At 69.9% G+C, this 25,971-nt stretch carries 28 protein-coding genes; 17 read left to right on the forward strand and 11 right to left on the reverse strand.

Features of this window, described 5'->3' with window-relative positions:
• Nucleotides 1-13: 13 nt before the first annotated feature.
• The 5 genes from ACWC94_RS24950 (at nucleotide 14) to ACWC94_RS24970 (ending at nucleotide 2,920) form a co-directional block, all read left to right on the forward strand.
• On the forward strand, nucleotides 14-766 hold the full coding sequence (locus ACWC94_RS24950) for a response regulator (RefSeq protein WP_450799138.1): 753 nt from the start codon (nucleotides 14-16) through the stop codon (nucleotides 764-766).
• Nucleotides 767-891: 125 nt separating this feature from the next.
• On the forward strand, nucleotides 892-1,089 hold the full coding sequence (locus ACWC94_RS24955; protein ID WP_363217471.1) for a Flp family type IVb pilin: 198 nt from the start codon (nucleotides 892-894) through the stop codon (nucleotides 1,087-1,089).
• Nucleotides 1,089-1,697 carry a pilus assembly protein TadG-related protein gene (locus ACWC94_RS24960; protein WP_450799183.1) on the forward strand — a complete coding sequence of 203 codons (609 nt, stop codon included), beginning with the start codon at nucleotides 1,089-1,091 and terminating at the stop codon, nucleotides 1,695-1,697. Before ACWC94_RS24955 ends, ACWC94_RS24960 begins: the two co-directional genes overlap by 1 nt.
• A 16-nt stretch (nucleotides 1,698-1,713) precedes the next feature.
• Nucleotides 1,714-2,295 (forward strand): hypothetical protein, encoded by a 582-nt coding sequence (locus ACWC94_RS24965; RefSeq protein ID WP_450799139.1) that lies wholly within the window; start codon nucleotides 1,714-1,716, stop codon nucleotides 2,293-2,295.
• 7 nt (nucleotides 2,296-2,302) lie between these two features.
• On the forward strand, nucleotides 2,303-2,920 hold the full coding sequence (locus ACWC94_RS24970; protein WP_450799140.1) for an OmpA family protein: 618 nt from the start codon (nucleotides 2,303-2,305) through the stop codon (nucleotides 2,918-2,920).
• A 41-nt stretch (nucleotides 2,921-2,961) separates the two neighbouring features.
• Here the strand turns inward: ACWC94_RS24970 and ACWC94_RS24975 are convergent, their stop codons facing one another.
• The 4 genes from ACWC94_RS24975 to ACWC94_RS24990 all read right to left on the reverse strand — a co-directional run bounded on the left by ACWC94_RS24975 (nucleotide 2,962) and on the right by ACWC94_RS24990 (nucleotide 5,968).
• On the reverse strand, nucleotides 2,962-3,396 hold the full coding sequence (locus ACWC94_RS24975) for a hypothetical protein (RefSeq protein WP_450799141.1): 435 nt from the start codon (nucleotides 3,394-3,396) through the stop codon (nucleotides 2,962-2,964).
• A gap of 128 nt (nucleotides 3,397-3,524) precedes the next feature.
• Nucleotides 3,525-4,955, reverse strand: coding sequence for a hypothetical protein (locus ACWC94_RS24980; RefSeq protein WP_450799142.1), 1,431 nt, complete (start codon nucleotides 4,953-4,955; stop codon nucleotides 3,525-3,527).
• A 12-nt stretch (nucleotides 4,956-4,967) separates the two neighbouring features.
• Complete coding sequence (locus ACWC94_RS24985) at nucleotides 4,968-5,441, reverse strand: hypothetical protein (protein ID WP_450799143.1); 474 nt, start codon at nucleotides 5,439-5,441, stop codon at nucleotides 4,968-4,970.
• 140 nt (nucleotides 5,442-5,581) lie between these two features.
• On the reverse strand, nucleotides 5,582-5,968 hold the full coding sequence (locus ACWC94_RS24990; protein ID WP_450799144.1) for a DUF192 domain-containing protein: 387 nt from the start codon (nucleotides 5,966-5,968) through the stop codon (nucleotides 5,582-5,584).
• A gap of 92 nt (nucleotides 5,969-6,060) precedes the next feature.
• On the opposite strand from ACWC94_RS24990, the gene ACWC94_RS24995 reads away from it, so the two are divergent.
• The 7 genes from ACWC94_RS24995 (at nucleotide 6,061) to ACWC94_RS25025 (ending at nucleotide 14,316) form a co-directional block, all read left to right on the forward strand.
• The gene (locus ACWC94_RS24995; protein WP_450799145.1) at nucleotides 6,061-6,933 is read left to right on the forward strand and encodes an LLM class flavin-dependent oxidoreductase; all 873 of its coding nucleotides are present in this window, start codon (nucleotides 6,061-6,063) and stop codon (nucleotides 6,931-6,933) included.
• Nucleotides 6,934-6,995: 62 nt separating this feature from the next.
• On the forward strand, nucleotides 6,996-7,490 hold the full coding sequence (locus ACWC94_RS25000; RefSeq protein ID WP_450799146.1) for a GNAT family N-acetyltransferase: 495 nt from the start codon (nucleotides 6,996-6,998) through the stop codon (nucleotides 7,488-7,490).
• Between the two features lie 206 nt (nucleotides 7,491-7,696).
• On the forward strand, nucleotides 7,697-8,482 hold the full coding sequence (locus tag ACWC94_RS25005; protein ID WP_450799147.1) for a methyltransferase domain-containing protein: 786 nt from the start codon (nucleotides 7,697-7,699) through the stop codon (nucleotides 8,480-8,482).
• 815 nt (nucleotides 8,483-9,297) lie between these two features.
• Nucleotides 9,298-10,071: an isoprenyl transferase gene (locus tag ACWC94_RS25010; RefSeq protein WP_450799148.1), complete on the forward strand. Its 774-nt coding sequence runs from the start codon at nucleotides 9,298-9,300 to the stop codon at nucleotides 10,069-10,071.
• A gap of 349 nt (nucleotides 10,072-10,420) precedes the next feature.
• Complete coding sequence (locus ACWC94_RS25015; protein WP_450799149.1) at nucleotides 10,421-11,746, forward strand: PhoH family protein; 1,326 nt, start codon at nucleotides 10,421-10,423, stop codon at nucleotides 11,744-11,746.
• Nucleotides 11,747-12,146: 400 nt separating this feature from the next.
• Nucleotides 12,147-12,851, forward strand: coding sequence for an aggregation-promoting factor C-terminal-like domain-containing protein (locus tag ACWC94_RS25020; RefSeq protein WP_450799150.1), 705 nt, complete (start codon nucleotides 12,147-12,149; stop codon nucleotides 12,849-12,851).
• A 142-nt stretch (nucleotides 12,852-12,993) separates the two neighbouring features.
• Nucleotides 12,994-14,316 carry an AI-2E family transporter gene (locus ACWC94_RS25025; protein WP_450799151.1) on the forward strand — a complete coding sequence of 441 codons (1,323 nt, stop codon included), beginning with the start codon at nucleotides 12,994-12,996 and terminating at the stop codon, nucleotides 14,314-14,316.
• Between the two features lie 24 nt (nucleotides 14,317-14,340).
• Here ACWC94_RS25025 and ACWC94_RS25030 read toward each other — a convergent pair whose 3' ends face one another.
• Nucleotides 14,341-14,874: an alkyl hydroperoxide reductase gene (locus ACWC94_RS25030; RefSeq protein ID WP_450799152.1), complete on the reverse strand. Its 534-nt coding sequence runs from the start codon at nucleotides 14,872-14,874 to the stop codon at nucleotides 14,341-14,343.
• A gap of 3 nt (nucleotides 14,875-14,877) precedes the next feature.
• On the reverse strand, nucleotides 14,878-15,432 hold the full coding sequence (locus tag ACWC94_RS25035) for a peroxiredoxin (protein ID WP_225098658.1): 555 nt from the start codon (nucleotides 15,430-15,432) through the stop codon (nucleotides 14,878-14,880).
• A gap of 139 nt (nucleotides 15,433-15,571) precedes the next feature.
• Between ACWC94_RS25035 and ACWC94_RS25040 the strand changes: the two genes are divergently transcribed.
• The 4 genes from ACWC94_RS25040 (at nucleotide 15,572) to ACWC94_RS25055 (ending at nucleotide 18,430) form a co-directional block, all read left to right on the forward strand.
• On the forward strand, nucleotides 15,572-16,519 hold the full coding sequence (locus tag ACWC94_RS25040) for a LysR substrate-binding domain-containing protein (protein WP_450799185.1): 948 nt from the start codon (nucleotides 15,572-15,574) through the stop codon (nucleotides 16,517-16,519).
• Between the two features lie 174 nt (nucleotides 16,520-16,693).
• Nucleotides 16,694-17,554, forward strand: coding sequence for a MarR family transcriptional regulator (locus ACWC94_RS25045; protein WP_450799153.1), 861 nt, complete (start codon nucleotides 16,694-16,696; stop codon nucleotides 17,552-17,554).
• 60 nt (nucleotides 17,555-17,614) lie between these two features.
• A complete protein-coding gene (locus ACWC94_RS25050; RefSeq protein WP_069778973.1) occupies nucleotides 17,615-18,001 on the forward strand; it encodes a roadblock/LC7 domain-containing protein in 387 nt (128 codons plus the stop codon).
• A 3-nt stretch (nucleotides 18,002-18,004) separates the two neighbouring features.
• Complete coding sequence (locus ACWC94_RS25055; protein WP_450799155.1) at nucleotides 18,005-18,430, forward strand: hypothetical protein; 426 nt, start codon at nucleotides 18,005-18,007, stop codon at nucleotides 18,428-18,430.
• 64 nt (nucleotides 18,431-18,494) lie between these two features.
• On the opposite strand, the gene ACWC94_RS25060 is transcribed toward ACWC94_RS25055, so the two are convergent.
• The 5 genes from ACWC94_RS25060 to ACWC94_RS25080 form a co-directional block, all read right to left on the reverse strand.
• On the reverse strand, nucleotides 18,495-20,834 hold the full coding sequence (locus ACWC94_RS25060; protein ID WP_450799157.1) for an ABC transporter permease: 2,340 nt from the start codon (nucleotides 20,832-20,834) through the stop codon (nucleotides 18,495-18,497).
• A complete protein-coding gene (locus ACWC94_RS25065; RefSeq protein WP_450799159.1) occupies nucleotides 20,831-21,520 on the reverse strand; it encodes an ABC transporter ATP-binding protein in 690 nt (229 codons plus the stop codon). The genes ACWC94_RS25060 and ACWC94_RS25065 overlap by 4 nt, the downstream gene beginning before the upstream one ends.
• A complete protein-coding gene (locus ACWC94_RS25070; RefSeq protein ID WP_450799161.1) occupies nucleotides 21,517-22,041 on the reverse strand; it encodes a PadR family transcriptional regulator in 525 nt (174 codons plus the stop codon). Before ACWC94_RS25070 ends, ACWC94_RS25065 begins: the two co-directional genes overlap by 4 nt.
• Nucleotides 22,042-22,141: 100 nt before the next feature.
• Nucleotides 22,142-22,420 (reverse strand): hypothetical protein, encoded by a 279-nt coding sequence (locus ACWC94_RS25075; RefSeq protein ID WP_450799163.1) that lies wholly within the window; start codon nucleotides 22,418-22,420, stop codon nucleotides 22,142-22,144.
• Nucleotides 22,366-23,301: an SPFH domain-containing protein gene (locus tag ACWC94_RS25080; protein ID WP_450799165.1), complete on the reverse strand. Its 936-nt coding sequence runs from the start codon at nucleotides 23,299-23,301 to the stop codon at nucleotides 22,366-22,368. Before ACWC94_RS25080 ends, ACWC94_RS25075 begins: the two co-directional genes overlap by 55 nt.
• A gap of 229 nt (nucleotides 23,302-23,530) precedes the next feature.
• Here ACWC94_RS25080 and ACWC94_RS25085 point away from each other — a divergent pair, with 229 nt between their 5' ends.
• A complete protein-coding gene (locus ACWC94_RS25085; protein WP_450799167.1) occupies nucleotides 23,531-25,858 on the forward strand; it encodes a transglycosylase domain-containing protein in 2,328 nt (775 codons plus the stop codon).
• Nucleotides 25,859-25,971: the final 113 nt, after the last annotated feature.

Consider the following 25,971-nt stretch of genomic DNA (forward strand, 5'->3'; position numbering starts at 1 on the left):
GAGGAGGCGGACCATGCAGCACGGTCACCCCTGGCCGGAGCCCCCCGCGCCGCCGCCCCCGCCGTTGCGGCTGCTGGTGGCCGACGACAACCCCGTGGTCCGGGCGGGCCTGACGGCCCTGCTGTCGGGTCGCGAGGACACCACGGTGGTGGCGGAGGCCGCGGACGGCCGCGAGGCCTACGAGGCGGCGCTGCGGCACCGCCCCGACGTGATCCTCCTCGACGTCCGGATGCCCGGAGTCGACGGAATCTCGGCATTGCCGCACCTGGTACGGCTGGCGCCGGTCATGATGCTCACCTACAGCCACGAGACGGAGACCGTGCGGGAGGCGTTGCGGCTGGGGGCGGGGGGATACCTGGTGCACGGCGAGTTCACGACGGAGCAGTTGGCGCGGGCGGTGCGGGATGTCAGGGAGGGCCGGCCCCATGTGACACCGGGGGCGGCGAAGGCGTTGCTGGCCGACCTGCGGGTGAGTGCACCTGCACACGCCGAACCTCAAGTACCGGACGTTTTAGGGGAAAACTGGAGCCAATCTCTTTCGCAATTGCAATCCGCTGTGGGAGAGTCGTTCCGTTCACGTTTCCGGCTGAGTGCGAGGGAGGCGGAGATCATGGACCTCATCGCGTCCGGCATGACCAACCAGCAGATCGCCGCCGCCTGCTTCATCTCCGAGAAGACGGTCAAGAACCACATCAACCGCATCTTCGCCAAACTCCAGACCGCCACCCGGTCACAGGCGGCAGCGAAGTGGCTGGGGGTGGTCTGAGGTGGGGGCGCGAGCGAGCGGCAAGGGCCGTGAATGGGTCCGGGGTTGGGCCCTGGGGCCCTCTGACGGGCACCGGCGCCAGACATACGTTTTCCGGATCGGAGGCGAACCCGGAGGGGACCACCATGAGCAACTGGTTCAACACCACCGTCGCATACCTGCAGGCCCGTGTTGCTCGCAGCGACAGGGGCCAGACCGCGGTGGAGTACCTCGGCATCATCGCTGTGGTGGTGGCGATCGTGTTGGCGATCACGGGGACGAGCATCGGGCAGACGATCTTCGACGCGATCAGGAACAAGATCAGCGAGGTCACCGGCGGCTGATTTCTCCACATCGCGACGCGGGGCAGGCCTTCCCCATCTACATCACGGTGGTGGCAGGCCTGCTCCTTCTTGCATTGGCCTACCTCGCCGTCGGACAGGCGGCGGTGAACCGGAGCGGGGCTCAGACGGCGGCGGATGCGGCAGCGCTCGCGGCGGCCCAGGACGAGCGTGACCAACTCACGGACCAGTGGGTCAAGGTACTGCGCGACCCTGCGAAGTGGTGGAACGTCTTCCACGGCAGGGTGCCGATCGACAGTCCGTGCCTACGGGCCGGCCAACTCGCTGTACAGAATGACGCCTCGCTGAACAACTGCTCTCCGTCGGGCTTGCTGAAGTACCGGGTCGACGTGCAGGCGAACGAGAGCGTCGGCCGATCTGTCGTACCCGGCAGTGAGAACTACAAGTCCACAGCTTTCGCCATCGCCGAGGTCCAACCCCTCTGCAAGTTCACGCTCCCCGATGAAGGCGCCAAGGGTGATGAGCTGCCCGATCTCACCTGCAAGGACGACAAGGTCTGGCACCTGAAGCCGGACGACAGCACAGGGCTCCCGAAGCCCGAAGACCTCTTCGACGTCCACCTGGCCGACTCACCAGCGAACGATCAATGACGAAGGAAGCGGAGCGATGAGCATTCGGTTCACTGCGAAAGCCCGCAGGGGGATGGTCGCATTGACCGTTGCGGCTGGTCTGGCCGCGGGTGTGGCCGGTTGCGGTGGAGGTGGTGGCGACGACAAGAAGCCGGAGAGCTCAGCGTCCGCCTCCCGGACATCTGGCTCCGACCCGAGCACCCAGGAGGGTCAGTCGGACCAGCCGCTCGCCGAACTGAAGGGCTCGGGCGGCCTGCTCCTCCAGGTCAGCTCCGCGCAACGGGACTCCGGTGGCTTCGTCACGGTGAACGGCACCCTGAAGAACGACGGCGCAAAGGATCTCCTCATCCCCGCTGCTCTCAGCGGCAACGAAACCGAGATCACCAAGAACGGCCCGTCCCTGGGCGGAGCCACCCTCGTCGACTCGAAGGGGAAAAAGCGCTACTACGTCCTGCGCGACACAGAAGGCCGTCCGCTCACCACCACGGGTCTGGGCACGCTCAAAGGGGGCCAGTCGCTGCCGGTCTTCATGCAGTTCCCTTCACCACCCGGGGACACCACTGAAGTGACCCTTCAACTACCTACCCTCTCCAGTTCCACCATCAAGATCTCCGGGTGAGGCCAAAGTGACCACCACCCGCCTCCCCGTCACCTTCGCCCTCGCCGCCACCCTCCTCCTCACCGCCACCCCCGCCCACGCCGCCGGCACGGGCCCGAGTCAGCCCCCCGGCACCGCACCCTCCGCCACCGCCCCCGTCAGAATCGACCCCACCGATCCCGATCTCAAGCTGCCCGAGGGGGCCACCCTCGCCGCGCCCAAGGTGCTGGACATCAAGTCGGTCGTCGAGGACCAGAGCGGGGACGAGCGCCGCGAGGACACCAACGCCGACGTCACCTTCGCCCTCCAGGCCGAAGTCCTCTTCGGCAAGGACAGTGCCAAGCTCGGCGACGAGGCGAGGGCCCGGATCGCCACGATCGCCGAGGAGATCAAAAAGCAGAACGCGATCCAGGTCCGCGTCTTCGGCTTCACCGACAACCTCGGTTCATCCGCCCACGGCGACATCCTGTCCAGGCAGCGCGCCAACGCCGTACAGGCCGTCCTGGACCAGGACCTGAACGACCCGAACATCACCTTCGAGGTCCGCGGCTACGGCGAGCAGTACCCGATCGCCGACAACTCCACGGAGGAGGGGCGGAGGAAGAACCGGCGGGTCGAGGTGTCCTTCCCCCGTTCGGCCGGCTGACCCGTACCCGGAGCCCGGCCGGCGCCCCTCTCGTGTCCGGGCTAGACGGCCCCGCTCAGATACACCTGGTCGTGCTGGGCGTCGACGGGGTGCACGGCGATGTTCAGCCAGTTCAAGTCCCCCTCACAGACGGTGCACACCGGCCCCTCGGTGACGTCGGCGAGTGTCTCCGGCTCCTTCAAGCCGAGGTGGGCGAAGGGAGTGGTCGGTGACTTCCCCTTCCCCGAGGTGAGAGGGGCGTCACGATGCAACAGGGGGCTGTCGGGACCCAGCTTCCGGACGAACGCCTTGGTGTCGGCCTCGGGCAGCTTGAAGGCGAGCAGTACGCCGTCGTCCTGGAACCCTCTCTGGTAAGCGGCTCTGAGATCGGTGGCCCGCGCCGGGACCGTCACGTGCATGCGCTTCGCGACCTGCGCGGGGGTCGTGCCTTCGACCCAGTACGGGATGCGCCGTCCGTCTTCGGCCCCCTCGCGCACCGATGTCCTTGGCGCAGGGGACGAGGAACAGGCGGCCAGTGAACAGGCCAGGACGGCACACAGCACGCCGAGGAGTGCCCGGCGTCGGCGCGCGGAGCGCCTCGGGCGAGGGGACGTGGACGCGTTCCTCACCGGGCGTCTCCGTTGCGTCCGATGTCCGTGCGCGTCCCGTCCCGTCCCGGGTCGACCGGGGCGGGCAGGGAGCCCGAACCGCTTCCCAGGTCGTAGTGCTGCACCGACCCACTGCCTCTCATGTCGTACTCCTTGGCCAGGCCCGTCCTGTGCAGACGGGCCATGTCCGCGTCGGTCACGGTCGTCGGGCCGATCGGGGTCGATTTTCCGGGATCCCAGTTGTAGCGGTCCCAGACGTTGACCTGGTAGTCGAGGCCGATCTTCGGCTTTCCGTCGGCTCCCGGTACCACGGTGACCACACCGGTGGTGTTCGTCCGGGCGCTGCCGATCGCCAGATACCAGTTGCGATCGGTGTGCGTGTATCCGGTGCCGGAGCTCTCCACCGGGATCGCCACGGGCTTGCCGCCGGCCTTCCGGTAGGCGTCCAGGGCCTCTTGCCGCCAGTGGTCCTGGTTGTCGGTGACGGAGGCCTTGGCCGCGGTACGCAGCGCGGCGTCGTCCTGCATCATCCTGTCCACGTCGAGGTCGAGAGTCGTCCCGGTGCCCCGGAGGTAGTGGTCCATGTTCCGGGCGGCGTCGGTGTAGCTGATGAAGTCGCCCATGTTCGACATGCCCTTGGCCTGCGCCAGGATCCAGTAGTCGTGCGCACTCGGGTCTTCGACGTCGTACGGACCGGACCCGTCGTCGGGGGATATCTGCTTGACCGTGACGCCGAGGATGCCGGCGGACCTCAGGTCGTCCTTGTGCTGGGACCACAGTTCGGCGCGCGCTGCGGGGCTCAGGGACTCCCACAGCCGTCGCAGTTCCGCTCTCTGCCGCGGGTCGGCGTCATCACCGAGCTCCGCGAGCTTCCGGGCTCGCGGGAGCATGTCCTCGTCGAGGGAGGTGTACGTGGCGTGGCCCGCGTTGTAGGGGTCGTTGCCGTGGGTGCGGGCGAGTGCGCGCACGACAGCGGCGTCGATCTCTGTGGCATGACGCACGAGGTCGGCCAGGGTGTTGGCGTACCACTGCATCAGTTCCTTGGACTTCTCCCCCTCTTCCTTGCCGTCTACCGTGCACATGGCGGGCATGACCTTCACCGAACCGTTCTCGCCGGCGACGATCAGATAGCCGTGTTCCCGCGCCTCCCCCTCCAGGCTCTTCGCCCTGCGTTGCAGACCTACGAGTTCCTGGTGGGCGTCGTCCAGGACGCTCCAGATGCTCTTGGCCTCGCTGTGCAGATCGGCACACTCTTTAGCCGTCTTGTCCACGAACTCACGGGTCACGGTCGCGTTGACACCGGCCCAACGGGCTTTGTCGGCCTTCGCCTTCAGCCCGTCACTCGCGTCCTTGGCCAGCGCCTCAAGGTGTTCGACCGCCTGTTTCCACGTGCCCACGGCGGCACCGAGCAGGCCCAGGTCCACGTCCAGCAGATCGCGGTAGTCCACGGTGCCCCCCGGTTACTTGAAGTAGCTGTTCAGAACGGACACGGAGACCGCGGATCCGTTTCTGCCGCGCAGCTCGGCAGCGATCGTCTCGTCATCCTGGGCGTGCAGTTTCTTCGAGTAGTCCAGATGGTTCGAGATGTGGGCGAACGCCTGCAGCACCGCCTTGACCTGGGAGGTCCAGACGGAAACGGTCGTCTCGAGCCCCGATCCCATCGCGAAGTGGTGGTTCTTCAGCGCGGCGGCGGCCTGCATCGTCGTGCCGGCACCGTGCTCGTCCGCCCCCGCTCCCGCGATGTCGACCTGATCGTGCAGACGCGAGTGAAGCTGGAAGGCCTCGTGGCCGACGGCGCCGAGGTCGTCCGTGTGGACGACGAGGTCCGCACCCCCCGTTCCGCCGGCGGTGTCGGCTGCGCTGTTCAGTTGCAGACGCGTCGATCGCTTGTCGGCAGCCCGGCTCTTGAGCTGCTCCCATTCGTCCCAGGCCATCAGTCACGAACCCCCGTTGGTGATCTTGGCAATCAGTTTACGTGCCCATGACCGAAGCGCGGGTCAAGGCTCTCCGGCCCACGCCGGTTTTCTTCGCCCAGGGGCTGCTCCAGGCCCTTGGCCACCGTCGCGGACCGGACCTACGCCGCGTCCGCCCCCACCTGCACCCGGACCCGCACCCCCGCCCGCACACCCCATCCCGCCATCGCCCCCGCCTCCGCCTCCAGCACGTGCCGGGCCCGCATGCGGGGCAGGCCCAGACGGCCCGGGGGCATGGTGCGCACGGAGCGGATGGTCAGGTGACGGTCCAGGTAGGCGACGTCGATCGGGATGCGCATGCCGAAGGTGTGCACCCCGCTCGCCGGGGACAGCAGCATCGCCCCGACGATCGAGTCCCGGCCGAGGAGTCCCCGCGTCCGCGCCCGGTAAGAGGTCGCGATCTCCAGCGGAAGGACCACCGGGTCCCGCTCTCCCTCACTCCCCGGCACGATCAGTTCTCCCCGGCCGTCCGGCCAGCGTCTGCCCATGATGTCTTCCCTCCGTGGTCCCTCGGCGCTGCCGATGTGCGTTCCCTGAAACCCAGTTGCCCTCCCCTTTCCTCCCCACTAGGAAGAGGCACATGACTGCACTCGGTGTCGTGTTCCGCCCCCAGCTTCCGCCCGAGCGCCTGCGGGCCGTCGCCCGTGCCGCGGACGACGTGGGGCTCGAGGAACTGTGGTTGTGGGAGGACTGTTTCCTCGAGGGCGGGATCTCGACGGCCGCCGCGGCGCTCGCGTGGACGGAGCGCGTGCGCGTGGGCGTCGGGCTGCTGCCCGTGCCCCTCAGGAACGTCGCCGTGACCGCGATGGAGACCGCGTCGCTGCACCGGATGTTCCCCGGTCGCGCGACCGTCGTCGTCGGGCACGGTGTGCAGGACTGGATGGGGCAGGTGGGGGCACGGGCCGCCTCGCCGCTCACCCTCCTCGGCGAGCACCTCGACGCCCTGCGCGCCCTGTTGACGGGGAAACGGCTCACCGTGCGGGGACGGTACGTCTCCCTCGACGACGTCGGCCTCGACTGGCCGCCGGAGCGCGCCGTGCCGGTCTTCGCCGGCGCCACCGGGCCACGCACGCTCCGCCTCTGCGGTGCCAAGGCCGACGGTACGCTCCTCACCGCCTCCACCTCCCCGGACGGCGTACGACGGGCCCGGCGGCTCATCGAGGAGGGGCAGCGGGAGGTGGGGCGCGGCGAGCCGCACAAGGTCGTCGTCTATCTGCTGGCCGCCACAGGGCCCGACGCCGAAGCCCGGCTGCGGGCCGAACTCGCCGCGGAGGGGCTGGAGTCGGAGCCGGGCGTGGGTGTCGCGGGGGACGCGGTCGCCGTCGCCGCGGCTGTACGGCGGCTCGCCGAGGCCGGTGCCGACACGGTCGTCCTGCAGCCGACCGGGGACGAACCCGACCCGGAGGGCTTCGTGCGGTTCGCCGCCGAGGAGGTCCGGCCGCTGGTGCCGTAGCCGCCGGTGCCGTAACCGCAGGTCGCCAGGCGTTGTCAGGGGCGGCTGCCACACTGCCCGGCATGACCGACGAGCGCGACGAGCAGTACGGCGAGGTGGGCCTGCGGGGCGTCACGGACGACGACCTGTTCCTCTTCCTCGCCTATGAGCACGACCCGGAAGCCGTCCGGAGGTCGAGGTTCACACCCCGGCCCCGGGACGCTTTCCTGCGGCACTGGCGGGAACGCGTGCTGGGAGATCCCGACTGCCTCGTGCGGACGGTCACCGTGGGCGGTGAGGTCGCCGGGAGCGTCGTCTCCTGGACGCACGAGGACGGTCGGCGGTACGTGGGGTACTGGCTGGGGCGGCCGTACTGGGCGCGGGGCGTCGGCAGCCGCGCGCTCGGCCTCTTCCTGCGGCTGGAGCCGGTCCGGCCGTTGTACGCCGATCCGTTCGGCGGCAACACCGCCTCCGTGCGCCTGCTGGAGAGACACGGCTTCGAGCGGGCGGGCACCGTCCGGCACGGGGAGGACGAGCACATCCTGCTGGTCCTGCACCCCGCCGCGAAGGAGCGCTGAACGGCCCGCTCCACCCGCCCGCCCGCTGCGGCGCCCCGCTCATGACGCGGTCAGCCGGCGCCGGCGCCGGAGCCGGAACCGGCGGCCGGAGGACGGTCGCCGGTCGAGGCTCGCGCGCGGCGTCTGCTTCTCCGCGGCGGTGCACGTCGTCAGGGCGGCGGAAAATCAGCAGGCCGCACCGACGGTGTCCGGCGATCATGGAGGGCATGGCAGTGCCGCGTTCCTTCGAAGATCTCGTCGCCGAGGGCGTCGCCGTTCCGACCGAGGGGTGGGACTTCTCCTGGTTCGAGGGGCGGGCCAGCGAGGAGCGGCCCTCGTGGGGGTACGCCGTGTCGGCGGGGGAGCGGCTGTCCGGGGCCGAAGCCGTGCTGGACATCCAGACCGGCGGCGGCGAGGTGCTGGACTTCGCCCTCGCCGCCGCGGCCCCGGCCCGGCCGCTGCTGGCCGCCGCTACGGAGGGCTGGCCGCCGAACGTGGCCAAGGCCACCGCTCTGCTGCGGCCACGGGGTGTGGTGGTCGTCGCCGCCCCGGACGAGGCCCCGCTGCCGTTCGCCGACGAGGCGTTCGACCTGGTGCTCAGCCGGCATCCGGTGCGCCCGCACTGGGACGAGATCGCCCGGGTGCTGCGGCCCGGCGGCTCGTACTTCGCCCAGCATGTCGGACCGGCCAGCGTCTTCGAGCTGGTCGAGTACTTCCTCGGGCCGCAGCCGCAGGAGGTGCGGGCCGGCCGGGACCCCGAGCGGGAGCGGGCCGACGCCGAGGCGGCCGGGCTGGAGGTGGCGGGGCTGCGCGCGGAGCGGCTGCGGATGGAGTTCCACGACATCGCCGCCGTTGTCCATTTCCTGCGCAAGGTGGTGTGGATGGTCCCGGGCTTCACGGTGGAGGCGTACGAGCCTCAACTGCGCGCACTGCACGAGCGGATCGAGCGGGAGGGCCCCTTCGTGGCGCACAGCTCCCGGCACCTCTTCGACGCCCGCAAGCCGGTCCGCTGAGGCACCGGGCGATCCGGAGGAAACAGCTGAAAACCGTCGCCGTTCATCTGGAGGCCCCCTGAGGTTTCCACATTGTTATCGGCCTCGGTTCACATCCGCCCCGCCCGTCACGTAAGTTCAGACCAAGGTTATTCGCGCCAGCAAAGCTGCGCGGGCGGCACCGCGCAGTGGAGGGGGCTGCGCGGTGCCGTGAAGCCGGGTGATCCTCCCCGCGCCCCGTAGCGGAACCGTCAAGTCGGCATTCGCCGACCGGGTAGCCCGTCGGGGGGACCCCGCCCGCAACCCGCCGATCCTCCTCAAGATGGCGCAAACCTTCCGGAATCCCTATGGATCATGCTGCATCCAGCCGGTTTTCCCTGTGATTCCGCTGTGAACCGGCCAGGAAACGCCCCTGAATCCACCCTTCCGCGCCCATCGGGGCGTTGCCGGATGACTTCGGAGAGTAGTTGTCGCTCGCCGATGCACCCACCATCCCTTACGAAGGGTTATGGTGGAAACCCCCCCTCGGGCCGGTCCGTCTCCCCCCCACGGACCGGCCCGTTTTTTCTTCCCCGGCGGACGGCGGGTCCTTCGCCGGGAGCTCCGGGAACCCCTCGGCGTGCGACGAGCGTCCCCATCACAGGAGCGCGTGACTGTTCCCGGTACACGACTCCACCGCGACCGGCCGCAGCGGGCCCGCAGATGACGGCGAGGTCGCGGCACACCGGACCCCGATCCCCAAACCCCGGGCCGGGACCAGGCCCCCGGCGGGGGTAGGCTCAACTGCTCGGGCAACCGTCCGCACCGAACCCCCACGCCAGACCCCGGAGGGCCACGTGAACCTGCGCGACAACCTGCGCAGCCTGCTCGTCAGGCTCTACGCGCGCCGGGTGGAGGGCCACCTGGACCACGACCAGGTGCCCAAGCACATCGGCGTCATCATGGACGGCAACCGCCGCTGGGCGAAGGCGTCCGGCTCCACCGCCGTCCACGGCCACCGGGCCGGGGCCGAGAAGATCGAGGAGTTCCTCGGCTGGTGCACCGAGACCGACGTCGAGGTCGTCACCCTGTGGCTGCTGTCCACGGACAACTTCGACCGGCCCCAGGAGGAACTCGTCCCGCTGCTCGGCATCATCGAGGACGTCGTCCGCACCCTCGCCGCCGACGGCCGCTGGCGCGTCCACCACGTCGGCACGAAGGACCTGCTGCCGGCCGGGATGCAGCGCACCCTCAAGGAGGCCGAGGAGGCCACCGCCCCCGTCGACGGCATAGTCGTCAACGTGGCCATCGGCTACGGCGGCCGGCAGGAGATCGCCGACGCCGTGCGCTCCATGCTCCTCGACGCCCGGGACAAGGGCGTCGCGATGGAGGACCTCGCCGAGTCCGTCGACATCGACATGATCGGCCGTCACCTCTACACCGGCGACCAGCCCGACCCGGACCTCGTCATCCGCACCAGCGGCGAACAGCGGCTGTCCGGATTCATGCTGTGGCAGACCGCGCACTCCGAGTACTACTTCTGCGAGGTCTTCTGGCCCGCCTTCCGCAAGGTCGACTTCCTGCGTGCCCTGCGCGACTACGCCGCACGTCACCGCCGTTACGGCGGCTGAGACGCACCGGACGCCCCGCTGACCGCCACGGCAGCGGGGCGTTCCGTTCACCCCGGTTCCGGTGGACTTAACAAGGAGTTCACCGGCACGCCGATGGCCGCTTTTGCATGGCGGCGCATGTTCGAGGGCATAAGGCAGACAGGTCGACACCCGAACCACGGGTGTCGGATCTCAGCGGGCGGCTCGGGGCCGTCCGCCCGGGAGGCCCTTTGCACCAGCCCGATCGTGCGGTCACTGCACGGAAGCAGCCGCGGAGGGCCGGTTCACGGCCCGCCGTACGCGGGGGCCAGACACCGGTCCAGCTCAGCCTCGTCGCTCCCCGACCTCATCCGAGGGGGTACGTCCTTCCGTGGTGACCAGCACAAAGCGCCACAAGCCAGATCGGCGCACCTATGTTCTCGACACCAGCGTCCTGCTGGCCGACCCGAACGCCCTGACCCGCTTCGACGAGCACGAGGTCGTGCTCCCCATCGTGGTGGTCACGGAACTGGAGGCCAAGCGGCACCATCCGGAACTCGGCTACTTCGCCCGCCAGGCCCTGCGCCTGCTGGACGACTACCGGGTGAAGAACGGTCGCCTCGACGCCCCCATCCCGATCGGGGAGCTGGGCGGGACCGTCCGTGTCGAGCTCAACCACTCGGACCCCAGCGTGTTGCCCACCGGCTACCGCCTGGGGGACAACGACTCCCGCATCCTCGCGGTGGCCCGCAACCTGCAGGCCGAGGGGTACGACGTCACGGTCGTGTCGAAGGACCTGCCCCTGAGGATCAAGGCGTCCTCCGTCGGACTGCTCGCCGAGGAGTACCGGGCCGAACTCGCCATCACGGAGAACTCCGGCTGGACCGGAATGTCCGAACTGACGCTGCCCGGCGAACAGGTGGACATCCTCTTCGAGGAAGGCCATGTGTATGTCCCGGAGGCCTCCGGCCTCCCCGTGCACACCGGCCTGACCATCCAGTCCGAGCGCGGCAAGGCGCTCGGCCGCATCACCGCCGAGGGCAACGTCCGTCTGGTGCGCGGCGACCGGGAGGCGTTCGGCATCAAGGGCCGCAGCGCCGAGCAGCGCATCGCGCTCGATCTGCTGCTCGACCCGGACGTCGGGATCGTCTCGATGGGCGGCCGGGCCGGCACCGGCAAGTCGGCGCTGGCGCTGTGCGCCGGGCTGGAGGCGGTCCTGGAGCGCCGCCAGCACCAGAAGGTGATGGTCTTCCGGCCGCTGTACGCGGTCGGCGGGCAGGAACTGGGCTATCTGCCGGGCAGCGAGGCGGAGAAGATGAGCCCGTGGGCGCAGGCCGTCTTCGACACGCTGTCCGCGGTCACCAGCCGCGAGGTCATCGAGGAGGTCACCGCGCGCGGGATGCTGGAGGTGCTCCCGCTCACCCACATCCGCGGCCGCTCGCTGCATGACGCGTTCGTGATCGTGGACGAGGCGCAGTCGCTCGAACGGAACGTCCTTCTCACCGTTCTGTCCCGAATCGGCGCGAACTCACGGGTGGTTCTCACCCATGACGTGGCGCAGCGGGACAATCTGCGCGTCGGCCGCTACGACGGTGTGGTCGCCGTCGTGGAGAAGCTGAAGGGACACCCGCTCTTCGCGCACGTCACACTGACCCGGTCCGAGAGGTCCCAGATTGCGGCGCTTGTGACCGAAATGCTGGAGGACGGCCACATCTGACCCGTTCCACACAGCAGTTGGCGCCGTCCGGCAAAGGCAACAGAGCCTAGTCGGGCGGCGCCTCGGCGTGTGGAGCTTTCCGAAAATCCCGAGGGGCAAACGGGATGTGACCTTTCACACTCAACGCAGAATTGCCACCCGGCGTCCGGTTGCGGCAGAGTCTCAGTCCTGTCAGGCCCCGCATACGACACACCTGTACCCCCAGCGGTACAGCACCACAGAAGCACCACCAACTCCATAGAGTTCGTCGTATGCCGCCCGAGCACCACGCGGCGCTCCCCGAGCGGGAGTTGCCCACCGGGCCCGTGCCTCCCGTGACCCCGCAGTTGGGAGGCCAGTGTCAGGGGCACGATTGCGTCCGCCAGGGTCACCGAAGCGGGCGATGCTGGAAGGAAACCGTGTGAGCCGGATTTCGGTCCGGGGATTCGCAGTGGCCTCGGCCACCGCGGTCACCGCCGTCGGAAGCGTCGTCGGAGTTGCCTCGGGCAGCGTCGCGCAGCAGAACAACAACGACGCCGAGGCGACGGCAGCCGACACCACGCTCCTCGCGGACATACCCGCGGGCCAGCAGGCCCAGGTGCAGTCCGCGTCCCTGACGCAGCAGGCCGACGCCCAGGCCATCGCCGCGGACTCGAGCGCCAAGAAGGACGCCGAGGAGGCGGCCCGCAAGGCAGCCGCCGAGACCGCGGTCGCCAAGAAGGCGGCGGCCGAGCAGGCGGCCAAGGAGGCCAAGGAACGCGCCGAGGCCAAGAAGGAAGCGGCCAGCCGCTCCGCCGCACGCGACTCCTCCAGCTTCCCGGTCCAGAGCAGCTACACCGTCGCGCAGATCCAGGCGATGGCGCGTCAGATGGTCGCGGGCGACCAGTTCCAGTGCTTCAGCAACATCGTGGACCACGAGTCCAGCTGGAACTACCAGGCGGTCAACGCCTCCTCCGGTGCCTACGGTCTCTTCCAGGCCCTGCCCGCCGGTAAGTACTCCTCCGCCGGTGCCGACTGGCAGACCAACCCGGCCACCCAGATCAAGTGGGGCCTCAACTACATGAACAGCCGGTACGGCAGCCCCTGCCAGGCCTGGTCGTTCTGGTCGGCCAACCACTGGTACTAGGCCCGGTCGGCCCCGCTCAACCTCGCGCAGCCCCTCCCCGTCCCCAGGGGAGGGGCTTTCGCACTGTACGGTCGTACCCGGCATACCTCCAGGGGGAGGAGAGGTGGCGAACACGCGGGGACGCGGGGGAAGAGGACGGATCATGTCGCGAGTGCCAGGGTGGCTCGGCCGGCTGGGCGCCGGTCTCACCGAGATGAGCGAGCGCCTGGACGAGCGCCGCGCGGAGGTGGAGCAGGACAGCGATCCGCTCGCCGAGTCCCCGCCTCCCGCCCCGGCCGTCGCCGAGACACCGCCCCCCGCGCGCCGGCCCGCACCCCCGGCCGGCGGCGCCCGCCCCGACCCCGCCGAGGCCGTGCCCTGGGGGGTACGGGTGGCGGCCGAGGCAGGCTGGCGGCTGCTGGTCCTCGCCGGCACCGTCTGGGTCCTGATGCGCGTCATCAGCGCCGTCCAGCTGGTGGTGTTCGCCTTCGTCATCGCCCTGCTCGTCACCGCGCTGCTGCAGCCGACGGTCGCCCGGCTCACCCGCCGGGGGGTCCCGCGCGGCCTCGCCACCGCGCTCACCGCGATCAGCGGGTTCGTCGTCATCGGGCTGATGGGCTGGTTCGTGACCTGGCAGGTCATGGAGAACATCGACACGCTCTCCACCCAGATCCAGTCCGGCATCGACGACCTGCGCGACTGGCTGCTGAAGAGCCCCTTCCACGTCACCGACAAGCAGATCAACCAGATCGCCAAGAACCTCCGCGAGGCGATCGGCGCCAACGCCGACCAGATAACGTCCGCGGGCCTGGAGGGCGTTCAGGTCATCATCGAGACCCTCACCAGCATCCTGCTGGTGTTCTTCTCGACGCTGTTCCTGCTCTACGACGGCAAGCGCATCTGGGAGTGGTTCCTGAAGCTGGTGCCCGCCGCGGCCCGCCCGGGCGTGGCGGGCGCCGGCCCGCGCGCCTGGCGCACCCTGACCGCCTACGTCCGCGGCACGGTCCTGGTCGCCCTGATCGACGCCATCTTCATCGGCATCGGCATCTACTTCCTGGACGTGCCGATGGCCGTCCCGCTGGCCGTCTTCATCTTCCTGTTCTCCTTCATCCCGCTGGTCGGCGCGGTCGCCTCCGGTGCGCTCGCGGTGATCGTGGCGCTGGTGACCCAGGGCGTCTTCACGGCCGTCATGACCCTGGTGGTCGTCCTCGCGGTACAGCAGATCGAGGGGCACGTCCTGCAGCCGTTCATCCTCGGCCGCGCGGTCCGCGTCCACCCGCTGGCGGTCGTCCTCACGGTCGCGGCCGGCGGCATGGTGGCCGGCATCGGCGGCGCGGTGGTGGCCGTGCCGCTGGTGGCGGTGGCGAACACGGTGGTGGGGTATCTGCGGCAGTACTCGGAGGAGTTGCAGGAGCGCAAGGCCGCCGCGGAGCTCGCGGGCGAGACCGCCGGGGAGAACGCGGAAGGCCCCGCTCACGTGCGGTGAGCGGGGCCTGTGAAGCCGCGGGCCCTACTCGGCCAGCACCGCTTCCGCGTCGAGGGTGACGCCGACCGCCTGGATCACCGAGGCGATCTTGAACGCCTCTTGCACGACCTCGCGCTCCACGCCGGCCTTGCGCAGCACCTGCTCGTGCGAGTCCAGGCACAGGCCGCAGCCGTTGATCGCGGAGACCGCGAACGACCACAGCTCGAAGTCGACCTTCTCCACGCCCGGGTTGCCGATGACGTTCATCCGCAGACCGGCGCGCAGGGTGCCGTACTCGTGGTCGGACAGCAGATGACGCGTCCGGTAGAAGACGTTGTTCATCGCCATGATCGCGGCGGCCGACTTGGCGGCCGTGTACGCCTCCGGCGAGAGGTTCGCCTTGGCCTCCGGCTCCAGCTCACGCAGCACGATCGGGGAGCGTGAGGCGATGGCGGTCGCCAGCACCGTGCCCCACAGCTGCTGCGCCGGCAGGTCGGAGTTGCCGATGACCGAGCCCAGGTTGAGCTTGAGGTCCTTGGCGTAGTCCGGGACGCGGGACTTCAGCGAGTCGAGCGACATGGGTCACTCACCAGCCAGCAGCGCGACCGGGTCCAGGGTGTCGTCGCCCTTGCTCCAGTTGCACGGGCACAGCTCGTCGGTCTGCAGGGCGTCCAGGACCCGCAGGACCTCCTTGGGGTTACGGCCCACGGAACCGGCGGTGACCATGGTGAACTGGATCTCGCGGTTCGGGTCGACGACGAAGACGGCGCGCTGGGCGAAGCCGTCCTCGCCCTCGATGCCCAGGTCGCGCATCAGCTCGTGCTTGGAGTCGGCCATCATCGGGAACGGCAGGTCGGTCAGGTCCGGGTGGTCCTTGCGCCAGGCGTGGTGGACGAACTCGGAGTCACCGGAGAAGCCGAGGATCTGGGCGTCGCGGTCGGCGAACTCGTCGTTCAGCTTCCCGAACGCGGCGATCTCGGTCGGGCAGACGAAGGTGAAGTCCTTCGGCCACGCGAACACGACCAGCCACTTGCCCTCGTAGGACTTGTGGTGGATCTGCTCGAACTCCTTGCCCTTCTCCAGCGAGACGCAGGCGGTCAGTTCGAACTCGGGGAACTTGTCACCGACAGTGAGCACATGCTCTCCTTGCAGCGAGGAAACACCCCTTTTGAGGATGTTTCCCATGGGTTGGACTGTGTCGATGTTGACATAGGCTGCATTGATTAGGGAAATAGCTACACTCGGTCAGGTTGATCGGAGGTAGTTATCAGTGACCATGGGTAACGGCAAACGGAGACAGCCGAGCCTCGCACAGCTGCGTGCCTTCGCCGCCGTGGCCGAGCATCTGCACTTCCGGGACGCGGCGGCCGCCATCGGGATGAGCCAGCCCGCCCTGTCGGGCGCGGTCGCGGCGCTGGAGGAGACCCTGGGCGTGACCCTCCTCGAGCGTACGACGCGCAAGGTGCTGCTCTCGCCCGCCGGCGAGCGGCTCGCCGTACGGGCGAAGGCGGTGCTGGACGCGGTCGGGGTGCTGCTGGAGGAGGCCGAGGCGGTCCGGGCGCCCTTCACCGGGGTCCTGCGCCTCGGCGTGATCCCCACGGTCGCGCCGTATCTGCTGCCGGCGGTGCTGCGGCTCGTCCACGACCGCTATCCGCACCTCGACCTCCAGGTCCACGAGGAGCAGACGGCCAGCCTGATCGACGGCCTGGGCTCCGGCCGTCTCGACCTGCTGTTGCTGGCGGTCCCGCTCGGCGTCCCCGGAGTCGTCGAACTCCCCCTGTTCGACGAGGACTTCGTCCTGGTCACCCCGCTCGACCACTGGCTCGGAGGCCGCGAGGGCATTCCGCGCGAGGCACTGAAGGAACTGAACCTGCTGCTCCTGGACGAGGGTCACTGCCTGCGCGACCAGGCCCTGGACATCTGCCGGGAGGCAGGGCGTGAGGACGCGCCGGTGACGACCACGGCCGCCGGGCTGTCGACCCTGGTCCAGCTGGTCGCGGGCGGCCTCGGCTGCACGCTGCTGCCGCGTACCGCGCTGAAGCTGGAGACCACCCGCAGCAGCCAGCTCCTCACCGGCTACTTCGCCGACCCGGCCCCGAGCCGCCGGGTCGCCTTCGCCATGCGGGCGGGAGCGGCCCGGTCCGCCGAGTACGAGGAACTGGCGGCGGCCCTGCGCGGGGCGCTGCGGTCGCTGCCGGTGCGGGTGCTCGACTCGGACGCCTGAGCCCGTCAATCGATCAAATGAGTGTCGAACAAAGCGATGTGCAACGGCTGGAAACTCCAACTTCCGTCAGTCCGGATCAGGTGGGAAATCTCCGGCCGAAACAGGCCGCTCCGCTGATACACATACCCCCTCGGTGCGACGCGTCAGGCGTCTGTGCGAAATGCAAGGGGACTGATGGATCACGGCGGGCTCGCGCACGCGCTGACCGCGTGCGGGCGTGACGGATTCACGGGGGAGCTGCGGGTGCCGGGCAGCCCCGGCGGTGCCTTCCATCTGCGGAACGGACTCGTCGTGGCGGCCGAGAGCCCCGGCGCCCCCGGTGCCGAGACCCTGCTCCTGCGCTCCGAGCGCATCGACGGGGAGCAGTGGGCGGACCTGGTGCGCGCGACCGGGGAGCGCTGGCCGGTCGCCGGACTGATCGCGCACGGCTACGCGGGGGCCGCCCAGCTCCGGGTGGTGTGCCTGCTGGCGCTGCAGGACGCGGCCTTCGCCGTCGTCGCCGGCCGGGTGGACGCCTTCGAACGGGTCACCGGCACCGAGCCGCACGCCCCGGTCGCCGTCGGCGAGCGGCCCGCCCGGCTGCTCGAGGACGCGGTGCGCAAGGCGGTCGCCGTGGCCACGCTGCCGTACCCCGTACGCCCCGACCGCGAACGACCCCTGCCCATGGCCGCGCCGGAACACGCGCGCACCCCGCTGCAACGGGAGCTGCTCGCGCACGCCGACGGCCGTCGCACCGCCCGTGACCTCGCCTTTTGCACCGGCCGCGGGGTCTACACGGTCACCGTGGAGGTCGCGCGGATGCTCGGCGAGGGGCTGCTGGAATGCGCCGGCCCGCTCGCCGAGCCCCCGCTCCTGATGGCGCCCGAGGCGCCGGTCGCCCGGCACCCCGGGCCGTCCGCGCCGGAGCCGGAGGCGCCTTGCGAACTGCCGCGCCGCGCACCCGGTGCCAGCGGCATCACCGAAGTCCTCGTCCCGCCGACGAGCGGGGCGGGCTGGAAAGGGTTCTTCCGGCTGCGGCACGGAACCGCCGAATGACACAGGCCCGTTGACCGCCGCAGCGGTCGGATCCGGCAACAGAACAAGGGAGTTGAGTACATGGACCACGAAGCCCTCGCGCGGGAGATGCGCGGACTGCGTGAGCAGGTGACCGGGATCACCGACACGGCCCTCGCGGCGGCCGACGGCATGCTCATCGCGGCCGACACCGCGGAGTCGATCGACCCGGAGGGGCTCGCCGCGCTCGCGGCGGCCGGCCTGGGCCTGGCGCGCCGCACCGCCACCGCCACGTCGCGCGGAGCGCTGCGCCAGACGGTGACGTACGGCAGCCATGGCTGCGTCGCCTTCTACGCCGTCGGCGACACCGCGCTGATGGTGGTCCTCGGGGACGAGGGGATGGACGTGAACCGCCTGCACCGGGCGACCCACCCGGCCCTCGACCGCATCGGATCGATCCTCACCGAGAAGACACCTGAGGGGGTGTGACGGATGGCCACGAAGCGTATGACGGGTTTCTCCGACCAGGTGATGAGTCTGGTCAAGTCACTGCGGGGCGAGACGCCCGACTGTGTCGCGGCCGGTGTGGTCGACATGTCCACCGGGATGCTGCTGTCGTACGAGACCATCGACAACCACCCGCCGGAGGTCCTGGACCTGCTGGCGGGCGCGACCCTCGACCTGTTCCAGGGGCGTACGGTCGTGATGATCGAGGACGTCTTCAAGGAGCGCCGCGGCGTCAGCGACGACACCCACTTCTTCCAGGAGATCCTCGTCAACAGCGACAACCTCACCCACCTGTTCCTGCGGATGAACGAGCAGCAGGACGTCGTCGCCGTCGTCGTCTGCCGTAAGTCGGTGAACGTCGGCATGCTGTTCGCGCAGGCGCGGAGGGTGGTGCGGGAACACAGCCTGTGAGGATGCCGCCGTGGGCCCCCGGGCGGGAGGGGCCCACGGCGCACCGCGCTCCTGCCGCGCGCCGCTACTCCGTCCGCAGCCCCTCCGGCCGCATCAACCGCAGCAGCGGCGGCAGACTCAGCAAGGTCACGGCCAGGATGATGCCCGCACCCGCGCCGGTCATCGACAGCACGCTCGGCCAGTCCACGCCCACCGCCGTGCCCACCATCTGCAGCAGCACCGCGCCCAGCGTCAGCCCCATGGCCATGGCGAGCAGCAGGCCGAGGGCGATCGGGATCGCCGTCTGCCAGAGCACCGACATGCCCAGGGTGCGCCGGCGGGTGCCGAAGGCGACCAGCGCCGACAGCAGCTTCCTGCGCTCGCGCAGCTGCTCCAGCTGGGAGACCAGCAGGCTGACACCGATCAGGGCGAGCACACAGACGGCGCCGGCGAACGTTCCGGTGCGGATGGAGGTGAACTGAGCCGACCGGTCGATGCTGGAGTACACCATCGCGTCCGCCATTGGATCGAGCCGCGCCGCCGTGTTGCGGACGTAGTCGTGCACGTCCGGCACCGACTCGTCGAGCGAGAGGTACATGGCTCCGGTCAGCGCGCTGCTCAACCGGCCGGGTACGGCGGCCGGTGTCATCAGCACACCGCTCTCCTTGATCCCGTTCGGGCTGGTGATCGCGCGGGCCTGCTTCAGTCCGCTCGGCACGGTCCACACGATGTCGTGGCCGTCGTGCAGGCCGTCGCTCGTGTTGGCGTGGAGGGCGCGGCCCGGACGGGCGAGCTTCGCCAGGGCGGCGTCGCGGTCCCCGCCGGTCGCCGCGAAGACGTCCCCGTCGTGGCAGCTCGGCAGGTCGGCCACCTCGCGCAGCGCGGTGCAGGTGCCGACGATGAGGCCGACGGAGTTCTCCGGCCCCTCGTCGGAGCGGAAGCGCCGGTCGCCGAGTTCGGTGCTGCCCAGCGCGGTGGCCTTCCGCACGCCCTTGGTCGTGGCGAACTTCTCGACGGCCGGGAGGAAGGGGAGGCCCCGCGAAAGGTTGACCTGCATCTGCACCCGGTCGGTGTCCTGCCCGGTGGACTTGGTGAAGTCGTCCTGGACGCCCGCGAACAGCATCTGCAGCGCGATCGCCCCGGCCACCGCGACCGCGATGCCGTTCACCATGCGGGCCGCCGAACCGCTGCTCAACTGCAGCCGCCGTACCGCCAGTTGCCAGGCCACCCCGCCGCGCCCGAGCCGGGCCACCGCCGCCTCGACGGCCCACGGCAGCAGCGCGGTCAGGCCGAGGAGCAGCAGCAGGACGCCGCCGATCACCAGGTAGCGGTTGAAGTCGCCTTGGCGACCCTGTCCGATCATCGGCGCGAGGCACGCCAGTCCGCCCAGCGGCAGCAGCAGCCGCCACCACAGCCGGCGGCGCCTGGGCCTGGCCGTACGGACCACGCCCAGCGGTTCGATGACCACCCCGCGCAGCGCGAACAGCGTGACCAGCACCGCCGCCGCCGGCACGGCGACCGCGACCAGGGCGGCCAGTGCCGGGGAGGGGTCGAGATAGCTGGGGAACACGCTGATGCCCACGACCTCGACCGAGCCCGCGAGCTGCCGGCCGAGCAGGAAGAAGACGGTGCCGAAGACCAGTCCGACCAGGGAGCCGGCGAGCGCCTCGCCCGCCGCGATCCGCCGGGTCATCCGGCTGTCGGAGCCCACCAGCCGCAGCGCGGCCAGCCTGCGGTCGCGCCGCTCGCCACCGAACCGTACGGCCGTGGCGATGAACACGGCGACCGGCGTCAGCAGCACCACGAAGACGACCAGGACGAGCAGCAGCAGGACCGGGTCCGTCTTGTCGGGCGGGGTCACCTCCGGCGGCCCGAAGTGGGTGATCCGGGCCGTCCGCCAGCCGTTGATGTGCAGGGCCAGGTCCTTCCCCCCGGCGTAGTAGGCGAGATCGTGCGAACCGATGAGCCCGGACTCGCCGATCGTCCCGACGATCCGGTACGGCAGCCGCTCGCGCAGCAGCCTGCCGGCATCCGAGTCGAGGAGGTCCTTCAGCGCGGGGGAGACGATCATCTCGCCCGGCGCCGGGTACTTCGCCAGGCCCGGTGCGAGCGGTGCCCGCGGCCCCTCCGGTTCCACCAGCCGGCCACGGACGTCGCTGCCGCGGTAGGTCGTGTCGGTGTCGGTGATCACCAAGGTGTTCGCGGCCTTCGGCCGGTACGGGCCGTAGGTGTAGTCCTGGCGGGCGTCGTTGCGCTGGTCCCGGACCGCGAGCGCGTTGGGGATCGCGGTCGTCAGCAGCAGCAGCGCCACGCCGAGGCCGACACCGACCGCCGTCAGCAGCACCCGGACCCAGCCCTCGCGCCCGCCGGTGAACGCGAACCTCACCCCCATGCCGAGGTCCCTGGACCACTGGCGGGCATTCATATCGCGCGCTCCATGTCCCGGGACTTGCCGTCGCGCACGACGATCTCGCGGTCGGAGTAGGCGGCCACCCGAGCCTCGTGCGTGACCAGGACGACGGCCGCGTTGGTGGTGCGGGCCGCGTCGGTCAGCAGTTCCATCACGCGTTCGCCGTTGAGGGAGTCGAGGGCACCGGTCGGCTCGTCGGCGAACAGCACCCGGGGCCCGGTGACCAGCGCCCGCGCCACCGCGACGCGCTGCCCCTGGCCGCCGGAGACCTCGCCGGGCCGCTTGGCCTTGAGGTCGTCCACCTCCAGCCGATCCATCCAGGTGAGCGCCGTCTTCTCGGCCTGCTTGCGGGAGATGCCGTTCAGCCGCAGCGGCAGCGCCACGTTCTCCACGCAGGTCAGCTCCGGGACGAGCTGGCCGAACTGGAAGACGAACCCGAACTCGCTGCGCCGCAGCGCGCTGCGTTCGGTGTCGCTCATGCCGGACAGTTCCCGGCCGTCGTAGGTGATGGACCCGGAGTCGGGCGGCACGATGCCGGCGAGGCAGTGCAGCAGGGTCGACTTGCCGGAGCCGGAGGGGCCCATCACGGCGACGACCTCGCCGGGGTGGATGGAGAACTCGGCGCCGTCGAGCGCGACCGTCGGGCCGTAGGCCTTGCGCAGGTTCTCGGCGGCGAGCAGGGAGCCGGGGGGAGGGGTCATGCGGCCACCGCCGCACGCAGCTTGTCCAGGCGGGCCGCGGTCAGTTCCAGCCAGCGCAGGTCGGCCTCCAGGTGGAACAGCGCGTGGTCGCAGATCAGCTGGTCCGCGAGGTCGCCCTTGCGCTTGCGGTCGGTCAGGATCCGCATGCTGCGCAGGTGCTCGGCGCGCTGGCTGTCGAGGATGAGGGAGGCGTCGCGGTGGGTGAGGAGGGCGAGGACGACCTTGGTGTACAGGGTCGACTGCAGGTACTCCTCGGGCTTCTCCGGGGTGCCGAGCCACCGGTCGACGTCGGTGATGCCCGCGTCGGTGATGGCGTACCGCTTCCGTTCGGGCCCGCCGCCCGCCTCGATCCCGTCGACTTCCACGAGGCCGTGCTTCAGCAGCCGGGACATCGTGGAGTAGACCTGGCCGTAGTGCAGCGGCCGGTCGTGACCGAACTTCTCGTCGAAGGCCCGCTTGAGGTCGTAACCGTGTCGCGGACCGGACTCCAGGAGCCCTAGGAGGGTGTGACCGATGGACATGCAGAGCACTCTACACATGGTGTATACGCCGCATGTATACGCGGAGTGGGGAGACCATGGCGGGCAGTACGGCGGTGCAGGTGGGGGCCTATTGTCACGGTTATGACACAGGCGGCCTGCCCCTGCGCGGCAGCGGGCCGGTGTCCTTCGGCAGCCGTCCCGCCTCCGCCAGTGCCTTCCTGAGGAGGAACTCGATCTGCGCGTTGGCCGACCGCAGCTCGTCGCCGGCCCAGCGGGCCAGCGCCTCGTAGACCGACGGGTCCAGCCGCAGCAGCACCTGCTTGCGCTGCTGCGGCCGTCGCTTCGGAGCCTGGGAAGGGTCCGTCACTGGTAGAGGGTCCCGGTGTTGAGGACCGGTTGCGGGGCCCGGTCCCCGCACAGCACGACCATCAGGTTGGACACCATCGCCGCCTTCCGTTCCTCGTCCAGTTCCACGATGTCCGCCTCGGCGATCCGGCCGAGTGCCGCCTCGACCATGCCGACCGCCCCGTCGACGATCTGACGCCGTGCGGCCACGACCGCGCCCGCCTGCTGCCGCTGGAGCATCGCCGAGGCGATCTCGGGAGCGTATGCGAGATGCGTGAAGCGGGACTCGATGATCTCAACTCCGGCCGCCTCCACGCGAACCTGCAGCTCGACGGCGAGCTTCTCGGTGATCTCCTCGGCGTTGCCGCGCAGCGACAGGCCGTCCTCGTCGTGGGCGTCGTAGGGGTACTCGATCGCGATGTGCCGTACGGCCGTCTCGGTCTGCGTGGCCACGAACTCGGTGAAGTCGTCCACCTCGAAGGTGGCCTGCGCGGTGTCCTGGACCTTCCAGACCACGACCGCGGCCAGCTCGATCGGGTTGCCGTAGGCGTCGTTGACCTTCAGCACAGCCGTCTCGTGGTTGCGCACCCGGGTGGAGATCCGGGTCCGCGAGGTGAAGGGGTTCACCCAGCGCAGGCCGTCCTGCCGGATCGTGCCCCGGTACCGCCCGAAGAGCTGGACGACCCGGGCCTCTCCGGGCGCGACCGTGTTGAGGCCGCGCAGCGCGATGACGGCGGAGAGGAAGACGAGGACACCGCCGACGATCAGCCCGCCCTGGAGGGCGGAGCCGTGGGCCGCCGAGCCGCTGCCGATCAGGGCGAAGGCGGCGCCGAGCCCGAGCAGGCCGAACAGCAGGGCGAGCCCGCCGCCGATGCTGTGGGCCGCGAACTCCCGCACGTGGGGCGCGGGCATCTCGGGTACGTCAGCGGTGGCGGCCGGGTCGTGTGCGGACATGGTGGTCCCCGTTTCTCATGAGGCCTGCCGCGGCAGGTCTAGCTTGCTTCTAGCTAAGTGATATCACTTTTCGCGGTCGAAGCAACCCTGGGGCCGCCAGAACCGTCGGTTCCCTCGGGGCAGGTGCTGATTCTCACGTCCGTAAAAGAACGGATCGGACGCCCTTTGTCATATAGGCGAGTGTTAGCTTTCGGAGCTGACCCCGAGACGGAAGCGAGCGTAGGGACCCATGGGACGAGCGGAAGAGAGACGAGCGCGACAGCGCGGTGGCCGCCGCGCGGCGCCCCAGCGCCGCCCCTCCGCGCCCACGGCGGCCGCTCCGGCAGGCGGCAAACCGCCCAAGGGCCGAATACGCCGGCTGTTCACCTGGAAGAAGGTGCTCGGCACGTTCTTCACACTCAGCCTGCTGGTGATCGCGGCCTTCATCGGTCTGTACATGTACGTGGACATCCCGAAGGGCAACGCCGACGCCCAGCTGCAGAGCAACATCTACAAGTACAGCGACGGCTCGATGCTCGCCCGCACCGGCTACCTCAACCGTGAGAGCGTCGACCTCTCCGAAGTCCCCAAGGACGTCCAGCACACCTTCGTCGCGGCCGAGAACAAGAGCTTCTACCACGACTCCGGCGTCGATCTGAGGGGCACCGCCCGCGGTGTGCTCAACACCGTCATGGGGCGCGGCACCCAGGGCGGTTCGACGATCACCCAGCAGTACGTCAAGAACTACTACCTGGACCAGAACCAGACCGTCTCGCGCAAGCTGAAGGAACTGGTCATCTCGCTGAAGCTGGACCGCCAGAAGTCCAAGGACTACATCCTCGCCGGGTACATCAACACCAGCTACTACGGCCGCGGCGCCTACGGCATCCAGGCCGCGGCGCAGGCGTACTACGGCAAGGACGCCAAGGACCTCAAGGTGGAGGAGGGCGCCTACCTCGCCGCGCTGCTCCAGGCGCCGAACCAGTACGACTGGGCGCTCGCCACCGACACCGGCAAGAAGCTGGCGAAGGCCCGCTGGAACTACGTCCTGGACAACATGGTCAAGCAGGACTGGCTGGACGCGGGCAAGCGCCAGGGCATGCGGTTCCCGACGCCGAAGGCACCCAAGGCGGCGCCCGGAATGAAGGGACAGACCGGCTACCTGGTGGACGCGGCCAACGCGGCACTGGAGAAGCAGCTGGTCGCCCAGGGCCAGGCCGCCACCCTCGGTGACGCCGAGGCGCTGGTGAGAAAGGGCGGCTGGACCATCACGCTCAACGTCGACAGGAAGAAGCAGCACCAGCTGGAACAGGCCGTCAAGGACCAGCTGACCAGCCGGCTGAACGCCAAGAAGCGCCCGGTCGACGGCAACGTCCAGCCCGGTGCCGTGTCCGTCGACCCGAAGACGGGCAGGGTCCTCGCCATGTACGGCGGCGCGGACTACTTCAAGCACTACCGCAACAACGCGACGCGCACCGACTACCAGCCCGCCTCCACCTTCAAGCCGGTGATTCTGGCCGCCGCGCTGGCCGAGGGCGCCACGACGCAGGACGGCCAGCCCATCACGGCGAGCACGATCTACGACGGCACCAGCGGCCGCCAGGCCGTGGACCACGGCCGCAACGTCGGCTTCGGCCCGCCGAACGAGGACCACAAGGACTACGGCCCCATCACCGTCCAGACGGCCATGAACCAGTCCGTCAACTCCGTCTTCGCGCAGATGGGCGTCGACGTGGGCATGCAGAAGGTGATGGACGTCGCCGGCAAGCTCGGTATGGACACCAAGGGCATGGAGGCGGTGCCCGCGCAGACGCTGGGCTCCATGGGCGCGAGCCCCCTGGAGATGGCCGGCATCTACGCCACCCTCGACAACCACGGCAAGAAGGTCACCCCGGCGATCATCAAGTCGGCCGACCACAAGGACCGCACCGTCGACATCCCGGACCCGATCGGCGACCAGGTGATCCCCGAAGAGGCCGCCGACACGGTCACCTCCGTGCTCACCGGCGTGGTCGACGACGGTACGGCCAGTACGTCGGTGGCGGCCAACCCGGCGCGCGACGGCCAGCAGGTCGCCGGCAAGACCGGTACGTCCGACAAGAACAAGTCGGCCTGGTTCACCGGCTACACGCCCGGCCTCGTCACCTCCGTCGGCCTGTTCGGCGAGGACTCCAAGACCCACGCGCAGGTGCCGCTGACGGGCGCGACCGGCCTGCTCGACCTCTCCGGCAGCCCCGCCCGCATCAACGGCGGCAGCATTCCGGCGAAGATCTGGGCCGCCTACACCTTCGAGGCGATGGACGGCGTCACCAAGTTCGACCTGAACACCACCCAGGGCGCGGCGATCCAGCCGACCGTGCCGCCGACGCACTCCCAGACGCCCTCCGGCACGCCGTCGCACACGCCGACCAGCAAGGCGCCCAAGCCGTCGCACTCGCCGCACCCGAAGCACACGCACAAGCCGACCGTGCCGCCGACGAGCCCGCCGCCCACGAAGCCCACGACCGAGCCGCCGACGACCCCGCCGCCGACGGACCCCGTCACGCCCGACGACCCGCTCGACCCCGGCAACCAGTAGAGGACATGAGGGAGGGGCGCCCTGACTGACGTCCGACGAGAGTGCCGCGGACCGTGCGCGTGGACAGGTCCCAGAGACGGACCGTGCCGGTGTCGTGGCCGGCGGCGTGAGTG

The sequence above is a fragment of the Streptomyces sp. NPDC001135 genome, from assembly GCF_053598395.1.